This is a genomic window from Mycobacterium sp. 852002-51057_SCH5723018, assembly GCF_001667035.1.
Taxonomy (GTDB): domain Bacteria; phylum Actinomycetota; class Actinomycetes; order Mycobacteriales; family Mycobacteriaceae; genus Mycobacterium.
This window is the reverse complement of the sequence record NZ_LZIR01000129.1, coordinates 1-24,696: the sequence shown is the minus strand read 5'-3', so window position 1 is coordinate 24,696 and position 24,696 is coordinate 1. Positions and strand designations below refer to the sequence as shown.

At 69.5% G+C, this 24,696-nt stretch carries 19 protein-coding genes and 1 riboswitch; of the genes, 7 read left to right on the top strand and 12 right to left on the bottom strand.

Annotated elements, in window-relative coordinates:
* Positions 1 to 401: 401 nt before the first annotated feature.
* Complete coding sequence (locus A5764_RS26960) at positions 402 to 1,031, top strand: MerR family transcriptional regulator (protein ID WP_067119988.1); 630 nt, start codon at positions 402 to 404, stop codon at positions 1,029 to 1,031.
* 117 nt (positions 1,032 to 1,148) lie between these two features.
* A riboswitch (glycine riboswitch) is annotated at positions 1,149 to 1,246 on the top strand.
* 172 nt (positions 1,247 to 1,418) lie between these two features.
* Positions 1,419 to 4,259, top strand: a complete 2,841-nt coding sequence (gene gcvP, locus A5764_RS26955; protein ID WP_231989839.1) for an aminomethyl-transferring glycine dehydrogenase — start codon at positions 1,419 to 1,421, stop codon at positions 4,257 to 4,259.
* Between the two features lie 16 nt (positions 4,260 to 4,275).
* Here the strand turns inward: gcvP and A5764_RS26950 are convergent, their stop codons facing one another.
* The 9 genes from A5764_RS26950 to A5764_RS26910 form a co-directional block, all read right to left on the bottom strand.
* Positions 4,276 to 5,136 (bottom strand): haloalkane dehalogenase, encoded by an 861-nt coding sequence (locus tag A5764_RS26950; protein ID WP_067119982.1) that lies wholly within the window; start codon positions 5,134 to 5,136, stop codon positions 4,276 to 4,278.
* A gap of 96 nt (positions 5,137 to 5,232) precedes the next feature.
* Positions 5,233 to 7,377, bottom strand: a complete 2,145-nt coding sequence (locus A5764_RS26945; RefSeq protein ID WP_067119979.1) for a substrate-binding domain-containing protein — start codon at positions 7,375 to 7,377, stop codon at positions 5,233 to 5,235.
* A 49-nt stretch (positions 7,378 to 7,426) separates the two neighbouring features.
* Positions 7,427 to 9,625: a malate synthase G gene (locus tag A5764_RS26940; RefSeq protein WP_067119994.1), complete on the bottom strand. Its 2,199-nt coding sequence runs from the start codon at positions 9,623 to 9,625 to the stop codon at positions 7,427 to 7,429.
* A 277-nt stretch (positions 9,626 to 9,902) separates the two neighbouring features.
* On the bottom strand, positions 9,903 to 10,943 hold the full coding sequence (locus A5764_RS26935) for a hemolysin family protein (protein ID WP_067119976.1): 1,041 nt from the start codon (positions 10,941 to 10,943) through the stop codon (positions 9,903 to 9,905).
* A complete protein-coding gene (locus tag A5764_RS26930) occupies positions 10,936 to 12,303 on the bottom strand; it encodes a hemolysin family protein (RefSeq protein WP_067119973.1) in 1,368 nt (455 codons plus the stop codon). Before A5764_RS26930 ends, A5764_RS26935 begins: the two co-directional genes overlap by 8 nt.
* A 200-nt stretch (positions 12,304 to 12,503) precedes the next feature.
* Complete coding sequence (locus A5764_RS26925) at positions 12,504 to 13,940, bottom strand: GuaB1 family IMP dehydrogenase-related protein (RefSeq protein WP_067119968.1); 1,437 nt, start codon at positions 13,938 to 13,940, stop codon at positions 12,504 to 12,506.
* 45 nt (positions 13,941 to 13,985) lie between these two features.
* Positions 13,986 to 15,449, bottom strand: a complete 1,464-nt coding sequence (gene gndA, locus A5764_RS26920; protein WP_067119965.1) for an NADP-dependent phosphogluconate dehydrogenase — start codon at positions 15,447 to 15,449, stop codon at positions 13,986 to 13,988.
* Positions 15,450 to 15,549: 100 nt separating this feature from the next.
* Positions 15,550 to 16,500, bottom strand: coding sequence for a M56 family metallopeptidase (locus A5764_RS26915; protein WP_067119962.1), 951 nt, complete (start codon positions 16,498 to 16,500; stop codon positions 15,550 to 15,552).
* A 14-nt stretch (positions 16,501 to 16,514) separates the two neighbouring features.
* The gene (locus A5764_RS26910) at positions 16,515 to 16,934 is read right to left on the bottom strand and encodes a BlaI/MecI/CopY family transcriptional regulator (protein WP_067119959.1); all 420 of its coding nucleotides are present in this window, start codon (positions 16,932 to 16,934) and stop codon (positions 16,515 to 16,517) included.
* 294 nt (positions 16,935 to 17,228) lie between these two features.
* On the opposite strand from A5764_RS26910, the gene A5764_RS26905 reads away from it, so the two are divergent.
* Entirely contained in the window at positions 17,229 to 17,651 is a 423-nt protein-coding gene (locus A5764_RS26905) for a PaaI family thioesterase (RefSeq protein WP_067119991.1), read from the top strand.
* Between the two features lie 20 nt (positions 17,652 to 17,671).
* On the opposite strand, the gene A5764_RS26900 is transcribed toward A5764_RS26905, so the two are convergent.
* The 3 genes from A5764_RS26900 to A5764_RS26890 form a co-directional block, all read right to left on the bottom strand.
* Complete coding sequence (locus A5764_RS26900; protein WP_067119956.1) at positions 17,672 to 19,063, bottom strand: NAD(P)/FAD-dependent oxidoreductase; 1,392 nt, start codon at positions 19,061 to 19,063, stop codon at positions 17,672 to 17,674.
* A gap of 176 nt (positions 19,064 to 19,239) precedes the next feature.
* The gene (locus A5764_RS26895; RefSeq protein WP_067119954.1) at positions 19,240 to 20,157 is read right to left on the bottom strand and encodes an LLM class F420-dependent oxidoreductase; all 918 of its coding nucleotides are present in this window, start codon (positions 20,155 to 20,157) and stop codon (positions 19,240 to 19,242) included.
* Between the two features lie 53 nt (positions 20,158 to 20,210).
* Positions 20,211 to 20,888, bottom strand: a complete 678-nt coding sequence (locus A5764_RS26890; RefSeq protein WP_067119950.1) for an SDR family oxidoreductase — start codon at positions 20,886 to 20,888, stop codon at positions 20,211 to 20,213.
* A 182-nt stretch (positions 20,889 to 21,070) separates the two neighbouring features.
* Between A5764_RS26890 and modA the strand changes: the two genes are divergently transcribed.
* The 4 genes from modA to A5764_RS26870 all read left to right on the top strand — a co-directional run.
* Entirely contained in the window at positions 21,071 to 21,835 is a 765-nt protein-coding gene (modA, locus tag A5764_RS26885; RefSeq protein WP_067119946.1) for a molybdate ABC transporter substrate-binding protein, read from the top strand.
* A 9-nt stretch (positions 21,836 to 21,844) separates the two neighbouring features.
* Positions 21,845 to 22,639 carry an ABC transporter permease gene (locus A5764_RS26880; protein WP_067119943.1) on the top strand — a complete coding sequence of 265 codons (795 nt, stop codon included), beginning with the start codon at positions 21,845 to 21,847 and terminating at the stop codon, positions 22,637 to 22,639.
* Positions 22,640 to 22,645: 6 nt separating this feature from the next.
* Positions 22,646 to 23,758, top strand: coding sequence for a sulfate/molybdate ABC transporter ATP-binding protein (locus A5764_RS26875; RefSeq protein WP_067119939.1), 1,113 nt, complete (start codon positions 22,646 to 22,648; stop codon positions 23,756 to 23,758).
* Between the two features lie 108 nt (positions 23,759 to 23,866).
* A partial coding sequence (locus A5764_RS26870; protein ID WP_067119935.1) for an alanine and proline-rich secreted protein Apa occupies positions 23,867 to 24,696 on the top strand: 830 nt, incomplete at its 3' end.

Here is a 24,696-nt window from a genome sequence, read left to right as displayed (position 1 = left end):
GGGGTGAGGAGGAGGCGGGCAATCCGACCTAGCCGGGCGACGATGCGGCCCGCGTAGCGGGGTGAGGAGGAGGCGGGCAATCCGACCTAGCCGGGCGACGATGCGGCCCGCGTAGCGGGGTGAGGAGGAGGCGGGTGAGCCAGCCGTCTCGGCGGGCGCTCGGCCGACCGCTAGGCTGGACCTCGATATCACGGATGCGTCTCATCTGGCGCCGCGATGTCGACACGCTGGCGGATAGCGCGCCGACTTGGCCCCACGGCGGCGATACTTTGATGACGACTTAGGGCGCGGCAGCTACCGAAAAGCGTAAGCTCACTAGCACTCGGGCCTGAGCAAACGTGGCTGCGGTGCAGCCAGCGACGCAGCTAACAACGACAGCGCGATCGGCGAGAGGAACCACCGTGAGCGACCAGCCACGTCAAGAGCAGCTGGACCTAGCTGACCGCGCGAACGACGCAACCAGTGATCCGAGCGTCACGGCGGCGAGCGCACCCGTCCAGCCCGGGCTGTTTCCGGACGATTCCGTGCCAGACGAGCTGGTCGGCTACCGCGGGCCGAGCGCCTGCCAGATCGCCGGCATCACCTATCGCCAGCTGGACTACTGGGCGCGCACGTCGCTGGTGGTCCCGTCGATCCGCAGCGCGGCGGGCTCCGGCAGCCAGCGGCTCTATTCGTTCAAGGACATCCTGGTCCTCAAGATCGTCAAGCGGCTGCTCGACACCGGTATCTCGCTGCACAACATCCGGGTCGCCGTCGACCATCTGCGCCAGCGCGGCGTCCAGGACCTGGCCAACATCACGCTGTTCTCCGACGGCACCACGGTTTACGAATGCACCTCGGCCGAGGAGGTCGTGGACCTGCTGCAGGGCGGGCAGGGCGTGTTCGGCATCGCCGTGTCGGGCGCCATGCGCGAGCTGACCGGCGTGATCGCCGACTTCCACGGCGAGCGCGCCGACGGTGGCGAGTCCATCGCGACCCCCGAAGACGAGCTGGCGTCCCGGCGCAAGCATCGCGACCGCAAGATCGGCTGACGCTAGCCCCGGTATCCCGCACGAAGGTGCGCAGTTGTACGCGCTTTACGGCGTGTCGCCGTACAAACACGCACCCTCGCCGCCAAGTGTGCTGGCCGAGTAAACTGGATGACGCATCGCACTCGAGCGGGAGAGTTCCGCGGCGGCCAGCCGCGGACGCCGAAGGAGCAACACCTCTCCGTCAACCTCTCAGGCACCCGGACCGCGTGAGTTAACGATGCCTCTGGAAAGCGGCGGAGACCCGTAACGGATCCCCGCCCGCCGATGGGGAAAGGCGCCCGGACGGTACCGGCGCCGAATCTCTCAGGCGCCTGGCGATCGGGTGAAGACAGAGGGAGAGGGCCGCTAGTCCTCTGCCTTTGCATGCCCGCCGTCCAGGAGTTCGCCTTGTCTCAGAATCCGACGCCCGATCAGTCAACTTTCGCCGCCCGGCACATCGGCCCGGACACCCAGGCCGTCGCGGCCATGCTCGCCGTCATCGGTGTCGACTCGCTCGACGAGCTGGCCGCCAAGGCCGTGCCGGCGGGCATCCTGGACAGGCTCACCGACTCCGGCGCCGCGCCGGGTCTCGACGAACTGCCGCCGGCCGCCGGCGAGGCCGAGGCGCTGGACGAGCTGCGCGCGCTGGCCGACGCCAACACCGTGGCCGTGTCGATGATCGGGCAGGGCTACTACGACACGCTCACGCCGCCCGTCTTACTGCGCAACGTCATGGAGAACCCGGCCTGGTACACCGCCTACACGCCGTATCAGCCCGAGATCAGCCAGGGCCGGCTGGAGGCGCTGCTGAACTTCCAGACGATGGTGGCCGACCTGACCGGGCTCGAGGTCGCCAACGCGTCGATGCTCGACGAGGGCACCGCCGCGGCCGAGGCGATGACGCTGATGCACCGCGCGGCCCGCGGCAACGCGAACCGGCTCGCCGTCGACGCCGACATCTTCGCCCAGACCGCGGCGATCCTGGCCACCCGGGCCAAGCCGCTGGGCATCGAGATCGTCACCGCCGACCTGCGCGACGGTTTACCTGAAGGCGACTTCTTCGGCGTCATCGCCCAGCTGCCCGGGGCCAGCGGCCGGATCACCGACTGGGCCGCCGTGGTCCAGCAGGCGCATGACCGCGGCGCGCTGGTCGCGATCGGCGCCGACCTGCTAGGGCTGACGTTGATCAACCCGCCCGGTGCAATCGGCGCCGACGTCGCGTTCGGCACCACCCAAAGGTTCGGCGTGCCAATGGGATTCGGTGGTCCGCACGCCGGCTACCTGGCCGTGCACACCAAGCACGCCCGTCAGCTGCCGGGCCGGCTGGTCGGCGTGTCGCTGGACGCCGACGGTTCACCGGCCTACCGGCTGGCGCTGCAGACTCGCGAGCAGCACATCCGCCGCGACAAGGCGACCAGCAACATCTGCACCGCGCAGGTGCTGCTGGCGGTGATGGCCGCGATGTACGCCAGTTACCACGGCGCCGAGGGGCTGACCGAGATCGCCCGCCGGGCGCACGCCCATGCCGAGACGATCGCCGCCGCGCTGGGCGACGCGCTGGTGCACGACAAGTACTTCGACACCGTGCTGGCCCGGGTGCCCGGGCGCGCCGACGAGGTGGTGGCGGCCGCCAAGGCGAACGGCGTCAACCTCTGGCGCGTCGACGCCGACCACGTGTCGGTGGCCTGCGACGAGGCCACTACCGACGACCACGTCGCCATCGTGCTGGACGCGTTCGGGGTGACGGCCACCGAAGCGGCCCCCAGTGATATCGCGACCCGCACCTCGGAGTTCCTCACCCATCCCGCGTTCACGCAATACCGCACCGAGACGGCGATGATGCGCTACCTGCGCACGCTGGCCGACCGCGATATCGCGTTGGACCGCAGCATGATTCCGCTCGGCTCGTGCACGATGAAGCTCAACGCGGCCGCCGAGATGGAACCCATCACGTGGCCGGAATTCGCCCGCCAGCATCCGTTCGCCCCGGCTTCCGACACCCCGGGGCTGCGGCGCCTGATCGCCGACCTGGAGCGCTGGCTGGTGGCCATCACCGGCTACGACGCCGTCTCGCTGCAACCCAACGCGGGCTCGCAGGGCGAGTACGCGGGCCTGTTGGCGATCCACGACTATCACACCAGCCGGGGCGAACCGCACCGCGACATCTGCCTCATCCCCTCCAGCGCGCACGGCACTAACGCGGCGTCGGCGGCCCTGGCCGGGATGCGGGTGGTCGTGGTGGGCTGCCACGACAACGGCGACGTCGACCTCGACGACCTGCGCGCCAAGGTGAGCGAGCACGGCGACCGGCTGTCGGCGCTGATGATCACGTACCCGTCCACCCACGGCGTCTACGAGCACGACATCGCCGAGATCTGCGCGGCCGTGCACGACGCCGGCGGCCAGGTGTACGTCGACGGCGCCAACCTCAACGCGCTGGTCGGCCTGTCCCGGCCCGGCAAGTTCGGCGGCGACGTCAGCCACCTGAACCTGCACAAGACGTTCTGCATCCCGCACGGCGGCGGTGGGCCGGGCGTGGGCCCGGTGGCGGTGCGTTCGCACCTGGCCCCTTTCCTGCCGGGCCACCCCTACGCCCCCGAACTGCCTGATATGCATCCGGTGTCGTCGGCGCCCTACGGGTCGGCCTCGATCCTGCCGATCTCCTGGGCCTACATCAGGATGATGGGCGCGGAGGGCCTGCGGGCGGCCTCGCTCACCGCGATCGCCTCGGCGAACTACATCGCGCGGCGCCTCGACGAGTACTTCCCGGTGCTGTACGCCGGCGAGAACGGGATGGTCGCCCACGAGTGCATCCTCGACCTGCGGGGCATCACCAAGGCGACCGGGGTGACCGTCGACGACGTCGCAAAGCGGTTGGCGGACTACGGCTTTCACGCACCGACCATGAGCTTCCCGGTGGCGGGCACGTTGATGGTGGAGCCCACCGAGAGCGAGACCCTGACCGAGGTCGACGCGTTCTGCGACGCCATGATCGCCATCCGCGGCGAGATCGACCGCGTCGGCGCGGGGGAGTGGCCCGCCGACGACAATCCGCTGCGCGGCGCACCGCACACCGCCGAGTGCCTGGTGGTCGCCGACTGGGACCACCCCTACACCCGGGAGCAGGCGGCCTACCCGCTGGGCAAGGGCTTCCGGCCCAAGGTGTGGCCGCCGGTGCGTCGCATCGACGGCGCCTATGGGGACCGCAACCTGGTCTGCTCGTGCCCGCCGGTGGAGGCGTTCGCGTAAGGCGAGCCGACCGCGATCAGCCGAACCGCTCGGTGATCGCCGCGGCGATCCGCTCGGGCGCATCCTCCTGGATGAAGTGCTTGGCGTCGGGCAGCTCGACGACGACGTGGTCGGGAAACGTCGCGCGCATCCGCGGGATCGTTGGGCCCGGTCTGAACGCGACGTCCTTCATTCCCCAGACGAACAGCGCGGGCTTGTCGCCCAGCTTGGCCGGCACTTCCGCGGCAAGACGGGACAGCAGGGGATGGGCGGCCAGGATCTGCTTGGGCATCTCGGCCACGCCCCGGCGCGCTTCGGCACTGGGCTGCACGGCGCGGTAGTGCTCCATCACCGCGGCGCTCGGCCGGCGCGCTGTGCCGGCCGGAACCAGCCGCTCCACGAAGAAATTGCGCCGCAGAATCGCCCACTGCATCGGGGGACTGCCCATCACCCTGCTGAAGATCTTCGTGGTGAGCACGTCAGCCGGCCAGAACCAGGTATTGCCCAGCACCACACCCCGCACCCGATCGGCGCGCTCCACGGCGACGGCCATGCTGATCGGCCCGCCCCAGTCCTGGCCCATCGTCAGGTAGCCCTCGAGCCCGAGGTGATCGACGAACTCGCCGACCACTCGGGCGTGCTCGTCGATCTTGTAGCCGAACCCCGCCGGTCGCTCGGACAGCCCGAAGCCGAGGTAATCCGGTGCGATGCAACGGAACCGGTCGCGCAGCGCAACGATGATGTCGCGGTACAGGAAGCTCCAGGTGGGATTGCCGTGGCACAAGAGCAGCGGCGGGCCGTTGCCCTCGTCGATGTAGTGGACGCGTCCGCGCGAGCTGTCGAACCAGCGCGACTGGAACGGATACAGCTGGGGATCGGGCGTGAAATCGACCTTCATGACGCTCCCTTCGGCAGTGCCCACGATGCTATGCCGCAGGGGCGACAGTCGCTTTCCGCACGAGGCGGCCCGGCGAGCATCTGGTTGAGCGCGGCGTCAGCCCAGAAACGTGCTGAGGGCGGTGGCGAGGTCAGGCGACGCCGAGGTGGAAAGGTTCTGGTAAGCCCCGCCGCTGAGCTGGGCGACGGCTTCCCAGGTGGCCCGGTCCGGGTCGGCGCCGAAGTCGATGACGTTGACCGCGATCGGTTTGGCCGGGTCGGCGGCTTTGCGGATGAAGTCCTGCAACCCGGCCCCGTCCAGGCTCTGATCCGTGTGCGGCCCCGCCGTGATCACCAAGATCGAATTGGTCTGGCCCGCACGGTAATTGGCCTGGATCCCCTGGTAGATCATGCGCAGGGTGGTGAACGACACCGCGCCGCCGGCCGAGGAATACTGCTTGTCCAGCGCGGCCGTGAGCGCCGCCGAGCGCGGCTGGCCACCGGCGGCATTGACCGGGTCGGACAGCGGACCGCTCGGCACCTCCGACCGGCCCTCGTGGCCGTCAAAGGTCCACAAACCCACGGCGGCGGTGGGCGGCAGCGATTTGATCTTTTCCTGCAGCGCGCCAATCACGTTGGCCAGCCGCGTCTTTCCGCCTTCCTCTCCGGGCATCGACTGGTCGAGCATGATGGTCGCGGACATCCCGCTCGACGGGGCGACCATGGCTTCGGCCAGCGTGGCGCGCATCGCGTCATCACCGACGGACAGGGTTGACGGCAACGCCGCGAAGCTGATGACCGGACTGCTGGGCGGTTTGACTCCGTTGACCCGGAAGCCGGCCTTGGCCAGCTTCGCGAGCTGCTCGGGCTTCTGCATGAAGTGGGCGAATTCGCTGGCCGCCGTGGTCTGCTCGCGCGTCAGCCACTTGCCGCCGAGCTGCACGGCGGGGTAGTCGGCCATCGGCACCGGTCCGGCCGGCGCCCAGGAGGCCAGCGCGCTCTTGGCGTCGGGCAGCGACTGGCCGCGCTGGAAAAGCTGCTGCTCGGTGGTGACGACGGCGTGCACCGGCGCGGTCGCGGGGTCGCCGGGCTTGAGCAGCGTGTTCAACGCCTCGGTCAGCGAGCTGTCGGCCAGCTTGGGTTGCGCGCCGAGCAGCGTGCGCACGGCGCCGGTGCCCTGGGTGGCCGGCGCGCCGGGCGCCGGCGACGCGGCCGCGACGGCCTCACCGGCCAGCAACGACGCGTCGCCGTTGCCGTTCATCGGCAGCGCGAGCCGCAGCGCTCCCCAGGTCGGTAAGTTCAACCCGGCCAACGCGTTCGGGTTGGTTTGCAAACCGGGCAGCGCCGCCCAGCCCTGGGTGCCCAGGGCCTGCGCGAGTTCCGGGCGGACGCCGAGCATCACCGGCGACGTCACCAATGAGCGGCTCTCGGTGATCGTCTTCTGGGGGGTGGCCGCAGCAAGCCGCGCGGCCGAGATCGAGCTGCCCGGGATCCACAGCGCCGGCTGGGCGCCCAGGTCGGCCGGCCACTTGCCGACGAAACCGTTGATGACGGCGTCGGCGCCGGCCGGTTTGACGCTGACCACCATGCAGCGGTCGCCGACCGGCCCGGCCGTGGCGTTGTAGCTTTCGGCCAGCTGCCCGACGGCATCGGAGATCGAGGGGTCGGCGATAACGGCGACCGTGTCCTTGCCCCCGACGCAGCGCGCGGCTGCCTGGTGCGAGCGGTGCGACAGCGCGTCACCGAAAAAGCTCCACAGGATGACCGTGCCCACCACCACGACGACGGCGACCAGGGCGACGATCACGCCGATGCTGACTCCCCGGCGCCCGCCGTCGCTGCGGTGGCCGCCCCGCCAATCGCCGAGTCCCCGGTGCCCGCCGCGGAACCGGGAGGACAGCGACGGCGGCGAGGTGGGCGGCTCCGAGCCCGCCGGGCCGGCCTGGCGCGGCGGAAACTCCGGGTAGTCGTCGGCGGCGCCGAACGCCGTCGTGTCGCCGGCCGGGTAGCCATCGTCGTCGTCGGCGGGGAAGCCCTCATCGCCGTAGTGATCGGCCGCGAAGCGTTCCTGGCGCGGGTAGCCGCCCCAATCGGCCGGCGGCTCCCGAACCGCCCCGGGGTAGTCCGCGGCACCCCGAGGCGCCGCGTCGACGTCGTGGTGGCCCGTCTCGCCGTACGTATCGTCGTCGAGGTATTGGTCGTCGGCGGGTTCCCGGACGGAATCCGCGGAGTCCTCGGGGTCGGGCAAACTGTGCCTACCCATACCGGTGTCCGCCGCCTTTCCGTCGACTCATTACTACCGCTGTGTGGACTCAGCCGCCCGCCGCGCGGGCTTTGAACTCGCGCCGGCGCCGATGCAGGATCGGCTCGGTGTAACCGTTGGGCTGCTGGGTGCCGGACAGGATCAGCTCCTGGGCCGCCAGGAACGCGATGCTGTCGTCGAAGTTGGGCGCCATCGGCAGATACTTGGCATCCCCGGCGTTCTGCTGATCCACCATCGGGGCCATCCGCTCCAGGCTGGCCCGGATGTCCTCGCTGGTGATGACGCCGTGCCGCAACCAGTTGGCCAGCAGCTGGCTGGAGATCCGCAGCGTGGCGCGGTCCTCCATGAGCGCCACGTTGTGGATGTCGGGCACCTTCGACGACCCGACGCCCTGGTCGATCCAGCGCACCACGTAGCCAAGGATGGACTGGCAGTTGTTGTCGACCTCCTCGCGGATCTCCTCGGACGCCCAGGCCAGCTCCTTCGCCAGCGGGATGGTCAACAGCTGATCGATCGTGGCCCGCTTCTCGCCGGCCAGCTCCTTTTGCACCGCGATCACGTCGACCTGGTGATAGTGCAGCGCGTGCAGCGTGGCCGCCGTCGGAGAGGGCACCCAGGCGGTGCTGGCGCCGGCCTTGGGCTGGCCGATCTTCTGCTCGACCATGTCGGCCATCAGCTCCGTCATGGTCCACATGCCCTTGCCGATCTGGGCGTGACCGGCGAAGCCGGCGGCCAGCCCGGTGTCGACGTTGTTGTCCTCATAGGCCAGGATCCAGGGCTGGCTCTTCATGGTGCCCTTGCGCACCATCGGGCCGGCCTCCATCGAGGTGTGGATCTCGTCGCCGGTGCGGTCCAAGAAGCCGGTGTTGATGAACACGATCCGGTCGACGGCGGCCTTGATGCACGCCTTGAGGTTGACCGTGGTGCGCCGCTCCTCGTCCATGACGCCGACCTTGAGGGTGTTCTGCGGCAGGCCGAGCACGTCTTCGACCCGGCTGAACAGCTCGGCGGTGAACGCCACCTCGTCGGGGCCGTGCATCTTCGGCTTGACGATGTAGATGGACCCGGTGCGGCTGTTGAGCAGCGGGCCGTTCGCGTCGCTCTCCTTGAGCCCATGGATGGCGCACAGACCGGTGAACAGGGCGTCCTGGATGCCCTCGAAAACCTCTATTTCTTCGTCGCCTTCGCTCCTCACAATCGCGTCGTTGGTCATCAGGTGTCCGACGTTGCGGACGAACAGCAGCGCGCGGCCGGGCAGCACCAGCTCGCCGCCGTCGGGGGTGGCGTAGTGGCGGTCCTGGTTCAGCACCCGGGTGAACGAATCGCCGTCCTTGTCCACCTGCGCCGACAGGTCGCCCCTGTTCAAGCCCAGCCAGTTGCGGTAGGCGGCGGTCTTGTCGTCGGCGTCGACGGCGGCCACGGCGTCCTCGAAGTCGATGATCGTGGTCACCGCGGACTCCAGCACGACGTCCTTGATGCCGGCGCGGTCGGTCTTGCCGATCGGCGACTCGGGGTCGATCAGGATCTCGATGTGCAGGCCGTTGTTGAGCAGCAGCACCGACCACGCGGGGGCGCCGAGCTCACCGGTGTAGCCGACGAACTTCTCCGGGCTGGCCAGGCCCGCGGAGCCGTCGGCCGTCGCCACCTGCAGCCGCCCGTCGTCGAGGCTGAGCCCGGTCGCGTCGGCCCACGAGCCGGATTCCAGCGGCACCGCGTCGTCGAGGAACTGGCGGGCGTAGGCGATCACCTTGTCGCCGCGAACCTTGTTGTAGCCGGTGCCCTGCTCGGCCCCGTCGCTTTCGGGGATGACGTCGGTGCCGTAGAGGGCGTCGTAGAGCGAGCCCCAGCGCGCGTTGGCCGCATTGAGCGCGAACCGGGCGTTGGTCACCGGCACCACCAGCTGCGGGCCGGCCGTCGTGGTGATCTCGGGGTCGACGCCGGCGGTGGTGATGGTGAAGTCTTCGGGTTCGGGTAGCAGGTAACCGATCTCGGTGAGGAACTGGCGGTAGGCCTCCGGGTCCACCGGCTCGATCACCCGGTGCCTGTGCCACTTGTCGATCTGGGCCTGCAGCTCGTCGCGACGGTTCAGCAAATCCTGGTTCTGCGGGCTGAGGTCGGCGACGACCTTGTCGACGCCCGCCCAAAAGCTGTCCGGGTCGATATCGGTGCCGGGCAGGGCCTCGTTGTTCACGAAGTCGTAGAGCACTCGGGCGACCCGCAAGTTCCCCACCGACACGCGATCAGTCATCATTCTCCTCCGTAAATGGGCCTGGTAGAGCCTCGCCGGCTCGCAACAGGCCTCGAAACAGGCTTGTCGTCAGCCTACCGACCAGCAGCCTGACAAACGTTATCCGGCCGACCCGCAACAGCAGGTCGCGCCACGCTAACCGCATCAACGATGGCGCCGCGGCGACCCCCGAGGACCGCCGGCTGGCAACGCCGCACCGCGGGCGGGGGAGCGCTTCATTGACTGGTAGCCGTTGGAGATCATACGGGCTCTTCACCGGGCGGCCCGGCCGACTCTGCTACGCGTCGCGCATGGTCCCGACCAGGTCCTCGACCAGATCTTCCATCGCCACCATGGCGACCACGGCGCCGTCCCCGTCGGTGACCAGCGCCAGATGGCTGTTGCTGCGGCGCATCCGCGACAGCGCGTCGGCCAGCGGCAGCGACCTGGGCACCCGTGGCAGCGGTCGCACCAGCGCGAGGGCAATCACCGTCTGAGGTTCGGCGCCCAGCGTCAAGACGTCCTTGATGTGCAGGTAGCCGATGAACTTCCCGTCGCGATTGGTCACGGGAAAGCGGGAATAGCCGGTCTGGGCCAGGGCGCGTTCGACCGCGCCGACCGTGGGCCCGGAGCCCGCCGCGGCCACCGGTATGGCCCGGACGTCGGCGAGCGGCCGGGCGACGTCGCCGACCACGCGGGTGCGGATCTGCAGCGCCCGGGTCAGCCTGGTGTGCTCCTCGGGATCCAGCAGGCCTTCGGAAACCGATTGGGAGATCATCTCGCTGAGCTCCGCGGTGGAGACCGTTACGTCGAGTTCGTCCTTGGGCTCGACGCCCAGCGCGCGCAGCACCACGTTGGCGCACTTGTTGTAGAACACGATGAACGGCCGCGCGGCGCGCACGTAGACCAGGTAGGGCGGCACCAGCAGCATCGCGGTGCGCTCCGGGCCGGCCAGCGCGATGTTCTTCGGCACCATCTCGCCCAGCAGCACGTGCAGCGTCACCACGATCGCCAGCGCGATGACGAACGACAGCGTGTGCAGCAGCGTCGCGTGCATGCCGGTCAGCCCGAGCGTCGTCTGCAAGAGGCTGGCGACCGCGGACTCGCCGATCCGGCCGAGCAGCAGCGAGGCGACCGTCACGCCCAGTTGGGCGCCCGCCAGCATGGCAGGGAGCTGCTCGCCGGCGCGGATGACCGTGACGGCTCTGGCTTTGCCCTGCTCGGCCAACGCTTCGAGGCGGTCACGCCGGGCCGAGATCAGCGAGAATTCGGCACCGACGAAGAACGCGTTGACGCCGATCAGCAGGATCGCGGTCAGCACTCCCAGGGCGTCATTCATGCCTGGCCCCTTCTGCGGCCGTCTCCGCGTGCGTGCCCAGGTCTTGCAGCTCGAGCAGGTCGATGCGGCGCCCGTCCATTCGGACCACGGTCGCCTGCCAGCGCATCGAGGTGTCCAACAGGCCGTCGGGGTCCAGGGCGGTCAGCTCGACCGTTTCCCCGGCCACCGGGATGTGTCCGAGTTCGCGGAGCACCAGGCCGCCGATGGTCTCGTACGGCCCCTCCGGGGCGCGGTATCCGGTGGCGGTGGCGACCTCGTCGATGCGCAGCAGGCCCGAAACCCGCCAGCCGCTGCCGGCGGCGACCACGTCGGGGGTGGCATCGTCGTGCTCGTCGCGGACGTCGCCCACGATCTCCTCGATCAGATCCTCGACGGTGACCATGCCGGCCGTGCCGCCGTATTCGTCGACAACCATCGCTGTTTGCAGGTTGTTGGCCCGGATCTCGGCCATCACCGCGTCGCCGTCGAGCGTCGACGGCACCACCGGAACATGTTGCGCCAGCGTGGTCAGCGGCGTCCGCGGGCGATCGGCCGCCGGAATCCCGAACACCTGCTTGACGTGCACGATGCCGACGGTCTCGTCGAGATCGCCATCGACGATGGGGAAACGCGAGTGGCCGGACTCGGCGGCCGCCGCGATCAGGTCGGCGACGGTCTCGTCGGTCTGCAGCGCCACGATCTTCGACCGCGGCGTCATCAGCTCCTCGGCGGTCAGGGTGCCGAACTGCAGCGAGCGCCGCACCAGTGCGGCGGTGGCCGGGTCGAGGGTGCCGCTGCGCACCGAAGTGCGCACCAGTGACAGCAATTCCTGCGGCGAACGGGCCGACCGCAACTCCTCGGCCGGCTCGATGCCGAGCTCGCGGACGATCCAGTTCGCCGCGCCGTTGGTCAGCCGGATCGCCGGGGTGAGCAGCAGCGAGAACAGCAGCTGAAAGCCGGCGACGGCGCGCGCGGTCGACAGCGGGCGGGCCACCGCGAGGTATTTGGGGACCAGCTCGCCGAACACCATCGACACCGACGTCACGATCACCATCACCATGAACGCGGTGATCCCGTCGGCCACCGGATCGGACACCCCGATCGCGTCCAACCAGGGGTGCGGCAGGTTGGCCACCATGGGTTCGGTCAGGTAACCGGTCACCAGCGTGGTGATCGAGATGCCCAGCTGGGCGCCCGAGAGCTGGAACGACAGCCTGTTCTGGGCGCGCTGGATGAAGCGGTCTTGGCGGCGGCCCTTGCGGGCGTTGGCCTCCACGATGCTGCTGTCCAGGGCGGTGAGCGAGAACTCGGCCGCGACGAAGACCGCGTTGCCGAAGATGAGCGCCGCGATGGCCAGCACGCTGATGACGGTGGAGTTCATGACGACGGGCCCCGTCGCGGGACTGCGCCTGAAGCGACAGGACACGCGGGTCGCCGCTGGGTGCGGAAGGCCCGGGTCGGTCCGGGGGCCTCGACGCGTGCCTGCGGCACGTCAGCCCTTTCCCTCGATGCCGCGCAGCGCTTTGCCACGCATGAATTCACATGCTAGCCAACGTGGCCCGTCCACCGGTGGCCAGCGTTTCACCAACCCAACGGCAGCGGGTGGCCCTCGGCGAAACCCGCGGCCGACTGCACACCCACGACGGCCCGCTCGTGCAGGTCGGCCAGGGTCGAGGCGCCGACGTAGGTGCAGGTGCTGCGCACGCCCGCGGTGATGTGGTCGAGCAGGTCCTCGACACCGCCGCGGTCGGGGTCCAGGTCCATCCGGGCGGTGGAGATGCCCTCCTCGAACAGGGCCTTGCGGGCGCGGTCGAACGCCGTCTCGGCGCCCGTGCGGGCCACCACCGCCCGCTTGGAAGCCATGCCGTAGCTCTCCTTGTAGGGCTGGTTGTCGCGGTCGCGCATCAGGTCCCCGGGCGACTCGTAGGTGCCGGCGAACCACGAGCCGATCATCACGTTCGACGCCCCGGCGGCCAGCGCCAGCGCCACGTCCCGCGGATGGCGGATGCCGCCGTCCGCCCACACGTGAGCGCCGAGTTCGGCTGCCGCAGAAGCGCATTCAAGCACGGCGGAGAATTGCGGGCGGCCGACGCCGGTCATCATCCGGGTGGTGCACATCGCGCCCGGCCCGACACCGACCTTGACGATGGTCGCGCCGGCGCCGAGCAGATCCCGGGTGCCCTGCGCCGATACCACGTTGCCCGCCGCCAGCGGCAAGCCCAGGTCCAGGGACGCCACGACCTCGATCGCTTCCAGCGTCTTGACCTGGTGCCCGTGCGCGGTGTCGATCACGAGCACGTCGACGCCGGCCTCGGCCAGGGACCGGGCCTTGGCCCCGACGTCGCCGCTGATGCCGACGGCCGCCCCGATGCGCAACCGCCCCCGGGCGTCGGTGGCCGGGGTGTAGAGACCCGCGCGGATCGCCCCGGTTCGGGTGAGCACGCCGGCGAGTGTGCCTTCCGCGTTGGTCACCACCGCGACGTCGATCGGGGCATGCTCGAGCAGGTCGAAGATCTTGCGCGGTTCGGTGCCCGCCGGGGCGGTGACGAAGTCGGTGACGGCGACGTCGCGCACCCGGGCGAAGCGGTCCACCCCCAGGCAGGACGACTCGGTGACCAAACCGATGGGGCGGCCCTCGAACACGACAACGGCGACGCCGTGCGCGCGCTTGTGGATCAGGGCGGTCGCGTCGGACACCGAATCGTCGGGCTCCAGCACCACCGGGGTGTCCAGAACCAGGTCGCGGCTCTTGACGAACTGCACGGTCTGCTGCACCGCCGTGATCGGGAGGTCCTGTGGCAGGATCACCAGGCCGCCGCGCCGCGCGACCGTCTCGGCCATTCGCCGCCCGGCCACCGCGGTCATGTTGGCGACCACCACCGGAATGGTGGTGCCCGAGCCGTCGGCGGTGGACAAGTCGACGTCGAACCGCGACGCCACCTCGGACCGGTTGGGCACGATGAAAACGTCGTTGTAGGTCAGGTCGTACCCGGGCCGATGCCCGTCCAGAAACCTCATCGCAGTCGGCTTGCCTCGTTTCGCAACTCTTACACGCCGCTCCCGCTAGGCGGGCACTTCGCTGCGGTCGCCGCTCCACAGGGTGTGGAAGCGTTTGTCGGGGTCGTCGTCGATGCGGCCGTACGTGTGCGCGCCGAAGAAGTCGCGCAGCCCCTGGGTAAGCGCTGCGGGCAGCCGCTCGGTGCGCAGGGCGTCGTAGTAGGACAGCGCCGACGAGAAGCCCGGGATCGGGATACCCAGCTGCGTGGCGGTCACGACAACGCGGCGCCAGCCATCGATTGCCGCCTCGATCGCGCTGCGGAAGTACGGCGCGACGATCAGCGTCGGCAGGTCAGGGTCCTCGTCGAACGCCTCCTTGATGCGGTTGAGGAACTTCGCCCGGATGATGCAGCCGCCGCGCCAGATGGTGGCCAGGTCACCGGGCGTGATACCCCAGTCGTATTCGGCACTGCCGGCCTGGATCTGGTTGAAGCCCTGGGCGTAGGCGATGATTTTCGACGCGTACAGGGCTTGGCGCACGTCCTCGACGAATTGCTCTGCGTCGCTTTGCTTTTCGCCCAGCTGGCCGGACGCCAGGCCGGTGGTGGCCTTGCGCTGTGTTACCGAGCCCGACAGCGCGCGGGCGAATACCGCCTCGGCGATGCCGGTGACGGGCACGCCGAGGTCGAGGGCGGACTTCACCGTCCAGCGGCCGGTGCCCTTCTGCTCGGCCTCGTCGAGGATGACGTCGACGAGCGGCTTGCCGGTCTTGGCATCCTTCTGGCGCAGCACCTGCGCGGTGATCTCGACGAGGAAGCTGTCCAGGTCGCCCTTGTTCCACTCGTCGAAGACGTCGGCGATCTCGTCCGCGGTCTTGCCCAGCCCGTCGCGCAACAGCTGGTAGGCCTCGCCGATCAGCTGCATGTCGGAGTATTCGATGCCGTTGTGCACCATCTTCACGAAGTGACCGGCGCCGTCGGGGCCGATGTGGGTGCAGCAGGGCACGCCGTCGACGTGCGCGGAGATCTCCTCGAGCAGCGGGCCCAACGACTTGTAGGACTCGGCCGGGCCGCCGGGCATGATCGACGGCCCGTTCAGCGCGCCCTCCTCACCGCCGGAGATGCCGGCGCCGACGAAGTGCAGGCCGCGTTCGCGCATCGCCTTCTCGCGGCGGATGGTGTCGGTGTAGAGCGCGTTGCCGCCGTCGATGATGATGTCGCCCTCTTCCATGGCGTCGGCGAGCTGGTCGATGACGGCGTCGGTGGGGTCGCCGGCCTTGACCATGATGAGCACCCGCCGCGGCTTCTCCAGCGCGTCGAGAAACTCCTCGATGGTCTCCGAGCGCACGAACTTGCCCTCGTCGCCGTGCTCGGCGAGCAGCGCGTCGGTCTTGGCGGCGGATCGGTTGTGCAGCGCCACCGTGTAGCCGTGGTGCGCGAAGTTGCGGGCGATGTTCGAACCCATCACCGCCAGGCCGGTGACGCCGATCTGCGCGGAACCGGTCTTCGATTCCTTGGAATGGGCACTCATCTCTTCGCCTCTCAGGTTGAGAACTCCTACGACAAGCCTTCGGTCACACTGTGGCACAGCGGACTCGTATCCGCCCGGGGTGCTTGGGTTCTGGCTTGCGTTACAGGTTGAACAGCCGCTGCAGCTCCGTGAGCCACGGTACGGCCAGCGCGATGGTGGGCACCACGAATACTGCCGCCGCGGCCAGGTACGCGGCCGCCGACAGCGCCAGGCTGTTGCCCCGCCCGGACAACCGGCGGACCCGGACCACCGTGCTGGGGCCTCCCGCGGCGAGCGCACCGGACGGTGGCCTCCCGGAGGCGCACGCCACCAGCGCCCGGGCCAGGGGAGTGCGACCGGTGGCGCGCACCGCGGCGTCATCGGCCAGCAGCTCGACGAGCAGCTGCACCGCGCGCAGCGCGTTGACGCTGCGGACCAGCCGCGGGAAGGCGGCGTGCACCGCGGTGAACGCTTCGAGCACCAGGTCGTGCCGGGCCCGCAGGTGCGCGCGCTCGTGGGTGAGGATCGCCGTGACCTCGTCGCCGGTGAGCGTGGTGAGTGTTCCCTCGCTGACCACCACCCGGCTGCGCACGCCGGGCAGGCAGTAGGCGAGCGGTTGCGGGACGTCGAGGATGCGCAGGTCACGCGTCCGGCCACACGGCCGGGCGGCGGCCGCGCCGTGTCCGACGCCGACCAGGTCGACGACCATGCGGTGGTGGGCCCGGCGGCGCCGATTGGCGATCGCCACGCGCATGACGGCCACCATCAACCGGGCGCCGACCAGCACCGTCAGCGCGAATACCGTGATGTACGCCGTCCACAGCGGCCAGCCGAGCCGGCCGGCGGCACCGATGATGCTGGCGGTGGGGCGGCCGTCGGGTCCGGGCATCAACAGCCGGCTGGCGATCGCGATGCCGGCGCTGAACGCCGACAGCACCGCCGCCAACGCGACGGCCTGCCAGAGCACCATCGCCGCGCGCGGGGCCCGCAAGGGCCACGTCGCTCGTGCCAGTAGGGCCGGCGCCGGGCCGACCAGCAGCACCGCGAGCAGGGTGAAAGCCAGCGCGGACACGCTGCTAGTCTCCCTCAGTCCTCCGCTGGCGCGCCAGCAGGCGGGGTGTTATTGCGCTGATTGGCTTCCAGCTCGGCCAGCGCGCGCCGAAGCGCCTCGGCCTCGTCGGCGCCAACCCGCTCGACGAAGTGGACCAGCGCGGCCTGCCGGCTCCCGGAGTCCTCGGCCTGGGCCAGCGCATCCACCATCAACCCGGCGACGAGTTCGTCGCGCCCATGCACGGGTGCGTACCGGTGGGCGCGGTCGTCGCGAATCTGGGACACCAGGTTCTTCTTCGCCAACCGCTGCAGCACGGTCATGATCGTCGTGTAGGCAAGGTCGCGTCGCGCCGACAACGCTTCGTGGACCTGGCGGACGGTTTGAGGTTCCGGCGTGGACCACAGATGGTCCATCACCGCGCGTTCCAGGTCCCCTAGCCGGGTCAGCTTCGCCATATATTCATCTCCCGAGAGTCGAAACCAGCGTACTCCGCTTACTACTGACGGTCGTATCAACACGAGCGGCCCGGTCCGAACTTACCGCCCGTCGAACCTTGCGAAATTAGGGCAGCCTTGCCTATGCTAGACCCGGTCGAGCGACAGCGACCGCGGCGAGTCCTGAGGGCTGCAGTGACCCCCGGTCTACTCGATCGGCGCGCCCCGCCCCCCCGCGCGGGGCTCGCCCGTTTTAGGCCGTCGGCGATCGCTCCCCGGGCGTTCGGGGTGCACCCATGGTGTAGACACATGAACGTGCCACCGCCGCCCGAAGCGACACTCCCACCGAATTTCACCGCGCCGTTCGACGCCGAGCTCGGGCTACAGTTCACCGAGCTCAGCCCGGACGGCGCCCGCGCCCAGCTCGAGGTCCAGCCGAAGCTGTTGCAGCCGATGGGCCTGGTGCACGGCGGCGTCTACTGCTCGATCGTCGAGAGCATGGCCAGCGTGGCCGCCTACACGTGGTTCAACGCCAACGCCAACGGCAACGGCGGAAATGTGGTGGGCGTCAACAACAACACCGATTTTCTGCGTTCCGTCACGTCCGGGACGATCTACGGCGCCGCCGAACCGATACACCGCGGCCGGCGCCAGCAGCTGTGGCTGGTCACCATCACCGACGCCGACGACCGGGTGATCGCCCGGGGCCAGGTGCGGCTACAGAACCTCGAGTCCTAGCAGGCCCATCGGCTGGCCGGTCAGCTGGCCACCCGGGCGGTTCCCGCCGAGGCGCGTGCCTCGGCCGCCAGCTCGGCCAGCTGCTCGAGCCGCGTTCGCGCGAAGGCCTGCTGCTCGGTGATCGTCAGCTGGCCGCGTCGGGTGCTCAAGAAGGTCACGGTCCACGACAGCAACGTGGTGATCTTGGTCTTGAAGCCGATCAGGTAGACCAGGTGCAGCACCAGCCACATCAGCCAGGCGATGAAGCCGCTGAACTCCAGCGGCCCGATCTTGGCGACCGCGGAGAACCGGGACACCGTGGCCATGGAGCCCTTGTCGAAGTACTGGAAGGGCTCGCGCTCCGCCGGGTCGGCCCCTGCGAGCTCGGCCTTGACGGCGTTGGCGACGTACTTGCCGCCCTGGATCGCGCCCTGCGCCACCCCCGGCACGCCCTCGACGGCGGCCATATCACCGATCACGAACACGTTCGGGTGCCCCGGGACGGACAGGTCGGGCAGCACCTTGACCCGGCCGGCCCGGTCCAGTTCGACCGACGACTGCTCGGCCAGATCCCGGCCCAGCCCGCTGGCCTGCACGCCGGCGGACCAGACCTTGCAAGCCGATTCGATGCGCCGGACGGTGCCGTCGGAATCCTTGACCGTGATGCCATTGCGGTCGACGTCGGTGACCATCGCGCCCAGCTGAATCTCCACGCCCAGCTTCTCCAGCCTGGCGCGCGCCCGCTCACCCAGCTTCTCGCCCATCGGCGGCAACACCGCCGGAGCGGCGTCGAGCAGGATCACCCGCGCCCTGGTGGAGTCGATGTGCTGGAAAGCGCCTCGTAGCGTGTATTTCGCCAATTCCGCGATCTGTCCGGCCATTTCGACGCCGGTGGGACCGGCCCCGACGACGGTGAACGTCAACAGCTTCTTGCGGCGCTCCGGATCGCCGGACCGCTCGGCCTGCTCGAAGGCGCTCAGAATCCGGCCGCGCAGCTCCAGAGCGTCGTCGATCGACTTCATCCCGGGCGCGAATTCGGCGAAGTGGTCGTTGCCGAAGTACGACTGGCCGGCGCCGGCGGCGACGATCAGGCTGTCGTAGGGGGTTTCGTAGGTGTGGCCCAGCAACTCCGACACCACGCTCTGGTTGGCCAGGTCGATGTGGGTGACGTTGCCCAGCAGCACCTGCACGTTGCGCTGCTTGCGCAGCACCACCCGGGTGGGGGGAGCGATCTCGCCCTCGGAGATGATGCCGGTGGCCACCTGGTACAGCAACGGCTGGAACAGGTGGTGGGTGGTACGGGCGATCAACTTGATGTCGACGTTGGCGTGCTTGAGCTTCTTTGCCGCGTTGAGTCCGCCGAATCCCGATCCGATGATGACGACTTGGTGACGACGCTCGGGTGCAGCAGTGCTTTCTGGCTGCGGGCTCATGTTTCGGCTACTCCTGACGGTGGCTCCTGGACGCGCGAGTTCAGTTAGCTACTACGCTAGCCAGGCTGGCCCCTCGAAACCCAGTTAGTAAGCGTGTGCAATCAACCACATCGGCGCATCGGGCCTGGTCAGGCAAACGTGACGCTCGTCATGGCTGGCGCCCGATGCGACCTTGGTTACAGTCCGACGAGCGGCCGCAGCGCTTCGCCCGCCGCGGCGACGACGCCGGGTGTGTAGAGCGGCATATTGATGATCAGCGAGTCGATTCCGGCGTCCAAGACCTTGGTCTTCAGCTGGTCGGCGACCGACTCGACGCTACCGGTCACCACGCGCTGGGCCATCTCGGCGGGGATCTGGTCCGGCGGGAAGTTCTCGTCGACCACTACCGGGACCAGAGTGCTGGTTTCCAGCGTGGCGGGATCGCGGCCGATCTCCTCGCACCGCTGCCGCACCACCTTCACCTTGGCCGGGAGCTCGTCGAACCCTGCGGTGACGTTGAGGTGATCGAAGTGGCGCGCGGCGAGCGGAATCGTCTTCTTCTCACCGCTGCCGCCGATCATCAACGGAATGTGGTCGCGGAAGCGAGGATTCGCCACCGCCTCGGTGACGTGGTACCACTTCCCGGCGAAGGTCGGTCGCTCGCCCTTGAGCATCGGCACGATGATCTGCAGCGCCTCGTCGAGCCGGTTGAACCGATCGGTGAAGGTCCCGAACTCAAATCCCAGCTGATCGTGCTCGAGCTCGAACCAGCCGGCGCCGATGCCCAGAATCGCCCGGCCCTGGCTCACCACGTCCAGCGTGGTAATGGCCTTGGCGAGCAGCGTCGGATTGCGGTAGGTGTTGCCGGTGACCAGGGTGCCCAGCTGCACCCGTTCGGTCGCGGTGGCCAGCGCACCCAACGCGGTGTAGGCCTCGAGCATCGGCTGATCGGACGAGCCCAGCGCGGGCAGTTGGTAGAAGTGGTCCATCACGAAAACCGAATCGAATCCGGCCGATTCGGCCTCGCGGGCCTGGGCGATCACCGTCGGGAAGAGCTGATCCACCCCGGTGCCGTAAGAGAAGTTCGGAATCTGCAGACCAAGTCGAATTGCCACTCGGTCCACCGTAGTGCGAGGCCGCGCGACGGGAAACGGCTCGGATTACGCTTTCAGGCGAAATGGGCCAGCGCGCCGTGGCTGACGTGCAGCGTCTGGCCGGTGATGTGGCGGGCCGCGGGGGTGGTGAGGAACAGCGCCAGGCGGGCGACCTCGGCAGCCACCGACGGCGGCGTGCGGGACAGGCCGTCGTATCCGGCGGGGACGCTGCGCCCGCTTGCCACGGCGTTGACCGTGATGCCACGGGTGCCGAAAACGCTTGCCTGCCCGGCGATCCAGTTAGACAGAGTGGCTTTGATGGCCGCGTCGATGCTGCCGGCGGGCGGGTTTTCCGGGACGACGCTGATGATGGAGCCACCGGAGCGGAGGTGGTCGCCGACGGCCTGCACGGTCAGCACCACCGACAGCACCGTCGCATCGAGGGCGCCGCGCCACGCCCTGGCCGTGTCGGACATCGAATAGGTGCGTGGGTCACCGGCGTCCCAGGACGGCGCCGGCACGTTGACGATGGTGTCGAGGTGGTGAGGGAACAAACCGCGTGCCTCGGCGAGGCTGTCCGGGTCGGTGGTGTCGCAGACGATGGCGTCCACGTCCAGCTCCTTGGCGGCGACTTCCACCTCGCTACGGCGCGCGCCCACGAGGGTTACCTTGTGGCCGTCGTCGCGAAAGCCCTCGGCTACCGTGCGACCCAACTCCGTGTCTCCGCCGGTGACCAGCACCTCCACTGCCATGACCTCCTCGTATCTGCGCGTGTTATGGCGTCAGTTTCCCGTTGATGTTACTGGACGGTAGCTAGGTGACGAAATTACGGAGGGCACGACGCGCGGGTCATTTCCGTAACTATTCGGTCGTCACGCGTTTGCGACGGTTCGGCCCCGAGCGAACCGCATCCTCGGAGGGATAGGGTTCATCCATGCGTCGGACCGCGATCCTGGCCGGTGGGGTTTCGGCGATGCTGCTCGCGGTCCTGGTCGCATGCGGCCCCAAATCGCCCGCTCCAGCCTCGGGAAAGGTCGTGGTGTTCGCCGCGGCGTCGCTGAAGCCCGCGTTCACCCAGATCGCTCAGCGGTTCAAAGCCGAAAACCCCGGCGACAGCGTCGATTTCGAGTTCGGAGGGTCATCGGAGTTGGCGACGCAGCTGACCCAGGGGGCCAACGCCGACGTCTTCGCATCGGCGGACACCGCGCAGATGGACACCGTCGCCAGAGCGGGCCTGCTGGGCGGCAACCCGGCCAACTTCGCGTCGAACACCTTGGTCATCGTCACGGCGCCGGGCAACCCGAAAAAGATCGGGTCCTTCGCCGACCTCGCGCGGCCGGGGCTGGGTGTGGTGATCTGCCAGAAACCGGTGCCCTGCGGATCGGCCACCCAGCGCGTCGAAGACAGCACGGGGGTGCGCCTCAACCCGGTCAGTGAGGAACTCAGCGTGACCGATGTCCTCAACAAGGTCACCACCGGCCAGGCGGACGCGGGGCTGGTGTATGTGACCGACGCCCACAGCGCCGGGAGCAAAGTGGCGTCCGTCAGCTTTCCCGACGCCGCCGGCGCCGTGAACGTCTATCCGATCGCGGTGCTGAAAAACGCGCCACAACCGGCGCTGGCGCAGAAGTTCGTGGCCATGGTCACCGGTGACACCGGTCAAAACGTCTTGGCCCAAGCGGGCTTCGCCAAGCCCTGAGCCCTCGTCGTGCACCGGCCTACCGATCTGCCGCGCTGGGTATACATCCCGGCCGCCGTCGGGACCGCCTTCGTGGTGCTGCCGCTGTTCGCGATCGCGATCAAGGTTGACTGGCCGAACTTCTGGTCCCTGATCGCCAGCCCGTCGTCGCGGACGGCGCTGTCGCTGAGCCTGCAGACCGCGGCCGCCAGCACCGCGCTGTGCGTGCTGCTTGGTGTGCCGATGGCGCTGGTGCTGGCCCGCAGCAGGGCCCGTCTGGTGCGGTTGCTGCGACCGCTGATCCTGCTGCCCCTGGTGCTGCCGCCGGTGGTCGGTGGCATCGCGTTGCTCTACGCGTTCGGTCGGCTCGGGCTGATCGGGCGCTACCTGGAGGCCGCCGGCCTCAGCATCGCCTTCAGCACGACGGCCGTCGTGCTGGCGCAGACCTTCGTCTCGCTGCCGTTTCTGGTGATTTCCCTCGAGGGAGCCGCCCGCACCGCGGGCGCCGACTACGAGGTGGTGGCGGCCACGCTGGGGGCGCGACCCAGCACGGTGTGGTGGCGGGTGACCCTGCCGCTGCTGCTGCCGGGCTTGATGTCGGGCGCGGTGCTCGCGTTCGCCCGGTCGCTGGGGGAGTTCGGCGCCACTCTGACGTTCGCGGGTTCCCGGCAAGGGGTGACCCGGACCTTGCCGCTGGAGATCTACCTGCAGCGGGTGAGCGACGCGGACGCGGCCGTCGCCTTGTCGATCCTGCTGGTGGCGGTGGCAGCGCTGGTCGTGCTCGGCCTGGGCGCGCGCCGGCTCACCGGAACCGACACCAGGTAGCGGGCCATGAGCGAGTTGCAGCTTCGCGCCGTGGTCGCCGAACGCCGGCTGGACGTGGAGTTTTCGGTGTCCGCGGGTGAGGTGCTGGCCGTGCTCGGGCCAAACGGCGCGGGCAAGTCGACCGCCCTGCACGTCATCGCGGGCCTGGTACGCCCCGACGACGGCCTGGTGCGGCTGGGGGATCGGGTGTTGACCGACACCGCGGCCGGGGTGAACGTGCCGACGCACGACCGCCGGGTGGGGCTGCTGCTGCAGGACCCGTTGTTGTTCCCGCACCTGAGCGTGGCGGCCAACGTGGCGTTCGGGCCGCGCAGCCGCCGGACGATGCGTTCCGCCCGCCGCGAGAAGGCGACGGCGCTGCGCTGGCTGCGGGAGGTGGACGCCGAGCGCTTCGCCGACCGGAAACCGCGGCAGCTGTCCGGCGGTCAGGCGCAGCGGGTGGCGATCGCGCGCGCGTTGGCGGCCGAACCCGACGTGTTGTTGCTCGACGAGCCGCTGAGCGGGCTCGACGTCGCCGCGGCCGCCGGCATCCGCGCGGCGCTGCGCGGCGTGGTCGCCCGAACCGGCTGCGCGGTCGTCCTGATCACCCACGACCTGCTGGACGTGCTAACCCTGGCCGACCGGGTGCTGGTGCTCGAGGCCGGCAGGGTCGCCGAGATCGGCGCGGTGGCCGGCGTGCTCGCCGCACCGCGCAGCCATTTCGGGGCCCGCATCGCGGGCGTCAACCTGGTCGCCGGGACCGTCGGCGCCGACGGTTCGCTGCACGACCGCTCCGGCGCTCACTGGCAGGTGGCGGCGGCGCGGGAGCTGGGGGAGCGGCTGCAAATCGGGCAGGACGCGGTCGCGGTGTTCGCGCCCAGGGCGGTCGCCGTGTATCGGGACCGGCCGCACGGCAGCCCGCGCAACACGGTCGAGGTGACGGTGGCGGAGCTGGACATGCGCGGGTCCGCGGTCGTGGTCCGCGGCCGCGAGCAACCTGACGGCGCGCCCGGGCTGGCCGCCGAGATCACCGTCGACGCCGCCACGGAGCTGGGGCTGGCCCCCGGCGAGCGGGTGTGGTTCTCGGTCAAGGCTCACGAGGTGACCCTGTATCCGGCGCCGCACCCGGCGCGCCGGTGACCTGCGCCGACGGCAACCAGGTTACACATCGGCAACATTGGAAAAACCGCATCGCATCCTCAGCACGGCACCCTTGCGTCACAGCGGTAACACGGTAGGTTCGTCGCCATGGAGCAGGTGGATCCACACTCGACACGTCGCAAAGGATTCTGGGCAACGCTGACGATCGCCACGGTGACCAGCGCCAGCGCCCTTGCCATCGCATTACCGGCGCCCGCGAGCGCCGATCCCGAGACCCCTACCCCGGTCCCGCCAACCACGACGGCCCCGCCGCCGCCGGCGACCACGACGACGCCGCCGCCACCGGCGGATCCGAACGCGCCGCCGCCGCCGCCCGTCGACCCCAACGCCGGCCGGATCGGCAATCCCGCGGGCGGATTCAGCTTCGTCCTGCCCGCCGGCTGGGTGGAGTCCGACGCGACGCACCTCGACTACGGCTCGGAGCTGCTCAGCAAGACCACCGGCCAGCCGCCGGCGCCCGGGCAGCCGCCACCGGTCGCCAACGACACCCGCGTCGTGATGGGCCGGCTTGACCAAAAGCTTTACGCCAGCGCCGAAGCCACCAACGCCAAGGCCGCGGTCCGGCTGGGCTCCGACATGGGCGAGTTCTTCATGCCCTATCCCGGTACCCGGATCAACCAGGACGCCACACCGCTGACCGGCGCCAACGGCATCGCCGGAAGCGCGTCTTACTACGAGGTCAAGTTCAGCGATCCGTCCAAGCCGAACGGACAGATCTGGACGGGCGTGGTCGGCTCGCCCTCGGCCGGGAACGGGCCCCCGCAGCGCTGGTTCGTCGTCTGGCTCGGCACGTCCAACGACCCGGTGGACAGGGGCGCGGCCAAGGCGCTGGCCGAGTCCATCCAGCCCTGGTCCGCGCCGGCTAATCCGGCCCCGGCCCCGGCCGCGGGCGCGGCCGCCCCGGCCCAGGGTGTCCC